The following is a 2,650-nucleotide window of genomic DNA, read 5'->3' as shown; positions in this document are numbered from 1 at the left end:
TCGGCACCTTCTCCCTCAACGCCGGCACCTACAACGTCGTCGGCGTGAGCCGCTGGACCGCCGGCACCGGCTACGTCATCGCCGACGCCGTCCGCGTCACCAAGCTCTGACCCCGGACGCACCGTCCGGAACCGGGTACGGCTCGCACCTCCGCGGAGGCGCGAGCCGTACGCGTGTCCCCGGCCGACCGGCCGGTCATCGAACCGGACCGGCGCCGATGATCTCTGAATCCCCGAGGCGCGGTGTCAAGAAGACGTGGCGTGGAATGCGGCGACCGGCCTGCCTCCGTCGCCGAACGGGGCGGCTCGGACGAGCCGCGCCGCGATGCCGCAGGTGACACCGAGGATGGTCGCCGAGGCTACCGCTCGCCGCGCCGACCGGCCCACTCGGCGCTGGATGATCGCAGCAGGCGGACCCCGTAATTACGCTGCCGCTCAGCCGAAGGGGCCGGCCGTCCCGCCAGCCCCCTCTCCAGCCCTAGGAGATGCGTTGACCACTCCCGGAAAGGATCGCAGCGATCGCAGCCCGTGGAACTGGCTGCTGATTGTACCGATCATCCTGCCTTTGTTGCCATTCCTCTTCAACGCCGACGGCCCCCGGCTCTTCGGCTTTCCCCGTTTCTACTGGCTCCAGCTCGCGTTCATCGTGGTCGGCGTCACCTGCACCACGATCGTCTACCAGATGACCAAGCGGAAGCGGTGAGCCGATGAGCGAGCACCTGACCGAGATCATCATCTTCACCTTCCTGTTCCTGCTGGTCAGCGGCATGGGCTTCGTGGCCGCACGCTGGCGACGCCCCAACGATCTGGCCACGCTCGACGAGTGGGGACTGGGCGGCCGGAGCTTCGGCTCGTGGATCACCTGGTTCCTGGTCGGCGGCGACCTCTACACCGCGTACACCTTCGTCGCGGTGCCGGCGCTGCTGTGGGGAGCCGGGGCCACCGGCTTCTTCGCCGTGCCGTACACGATCGTGGTCTACCCCATCGTGTTCCTCGTGCTGGTCCGGCTCTGGTCGGTCTCGCACGTCCACGGCTTCGTCACCCCGGCCGACTTCGTCCGGGCGCGGTTCGACTCCCCCACCCTCGCGCTGCTGATCGCCGTCACCGGCATCGTCGCGACGATGCCCTACATCGCGCTGCAGCTCGTCGGCATCGAGGCCGTGCTCAAGACGATGGGCGTGACCGGCCACCTGCCGATCATCATCGCGTTCGCCATCCTGGCCGCCTACACCTACCAGTCGGGCCTGCGCGCCCCGGCGCTGATCGCCTTCGTCAAGGACACGCTGATCTACCTGGTGATCATCGTCGCGATCATCGTCATCCCGGCGAAACTGGGCGGCTGGGACGGGATCTTCGACGCGGCCAAGGCGAAGTTCGACGCCTCCCCGGCACCGGGTGACGGCCCCCTTCTCAACGCCAACAACCAGCTCCAGTACGTCACGCTGGCTCTGGGCTCGGCGCTCGCGCTGTTCCTCTACCCGCACAGCGTCACCGGCGTGCTGGCGTCCAGGAACCGCGATGTGATCAAACGGAACATGTCCGCGCTGCCCGCCTACAGCCTGCTGCTCGGCCTGATCGCACTACTCGGCTACATGGCCATCGCCGCCGGGGTCAAGCCCATCGGCACCGACAACAACACGATCGTCCCGCAGCTCTTCGACAAGATGTTCCCCGACTGGTTCGCCGGGGTCGCCTACGCCGCCGTCGGCATCGGCGCGCTGGTCCCCGCCGCGATCATGTCGATCGCGGCCGCGAACCTGTTCACCCGCAACATCTACCGCGAATACCTGAAGCGGGACGCCACCGACGCCGACGAGGCCCGCGTCTCGAAGATCACCTCGCTGCTCGTCAAGGTCGGCGCGGTGCTGTGCATCCTGTTCCTGGACACCGGCTTCTCCATCGACCTGCAGCTCATCGGCGGCGTCATCATCCTGCAGACCCTTCCGGCCGTGGCGCTCGGCCTCTACACCCGCTGGCTCCACCGGGCCGGCCTGATCGCCGGCTGGATCGCCGGAATGGCAGCCGGGATGATCATGCTCTACAACATCTCCAACCCCGCCACCGGCAAGATGCACTTCGCCGGATCGGCGTTCCCGCTGGAGCAGCTGGGCTTCGACACCAAGATGACCATCTACGCGGGCATCCTGGCGTTGCTCGTCAACCTGGCCGTCGCGGTCATCGGCACGTTCATCGCCCGGGGCACCAGGCTCGCCGAAGGGAACGACGTCACCCAGCCCGACCACTACTTCGCCGACGAGGGTGACCCCCGCGTCAAGGAGCTCGATCTCACCCACTGACCTGTCGAGACCCGCGGACCTATCGAGGGCGGGAAAGAGCCGTCGAACACGGAAGGGCCGTCTCCCGGATGCGCGGGGGCGGCCCTTCCACATGCGAGAAGGCAGGCACGAAAAAAGCGGAGCCTCGGGCTTTCGCCGAAGACCCCGCCGGAAAACACCGCAACCCGGAACCCCGGAGACCGGAAGCCCCGGAAGCCGTGAAACCCGGAGGCCGGGAGGCCGTGAAACCCGCACAACGCGGACACGAAAACGGGCACGCAAAAAAGCGGGGCCCCGGACGAACGAACGTCCAGAGCCCCGCCAGAAAACCCGGAAACCCGGAGGCCGGGAAGACCCGGGAAACGCGGAAAGGGC

General features: G+C 67.6%; 3 protein-coding genes. All 3 read left to right on the top strand.

The annotated features are described in order from the left end of the window. Positions 1-110: golvesin C-terminal-like domain-containing protein (locus tag IEZ10_RS40600; RefSeq protein WP_444545409.1), on the top strand; the 110-nt coding region annotated here is incomplete at its 5' end. Between the two features lie 214 nt (positions 111-324). Continuing rightward, positions 325-702, top strand: a complete 378-nt coding sequence (locus IEZ10_RS40200) for a DUF3311 domain-containing protein (protein WP_308426342.1) — start codon at positions 325-327, stop codon at positions 700-702. A 4-nt stretch (positions 703-706) separates the two neighbouring features. Beyond that, positions 707-2,296 (top strand): monocarboxylate uptake permease MctP, encoded by a 1,590-nt coding sequence (gene mctP / locus IEZ10_RS38380; protein ID WP_189251410.1) that lies wholly within the window; start codon positions 707-709, stop codon positions 2,294-2,296. Positions 2,297-2,650: the final 354 nt, after the last annotated feature.

This window comes from Streptosporangium pseudovulgare (assembly GCF_014648055.1).
Classification (GTDB): Bacteria; Actinomycetota; Actinomycetes; order Streptosporangiales; family Streptosporangiaceae; genus Streptosporangium; species Streptosporangium pseudovulgare.
The sequence above is the reverse complement of the archived record's forward strand: the minus strand, read 5'-3'. Positions and strand labels throughout refer to the sequence as shown.

What these genes read in the sequence shown, in the direction of transcription:
- mctP (WP_189251410.1), top strand. Translation starts at nt 707, where the DNA reads ATGAGCGAGCACCTGACCGAGATCATCATCTTCACCTTCCTGTTCCTG.
- IEZ10_RS40200 (WP_308426342.1), top strand. Translation starts at nt 325, where the DNA reads ATGCCGCAGGTGACACCGAGGATGGTCGCCGAGGCTACCGCTCGCCGC.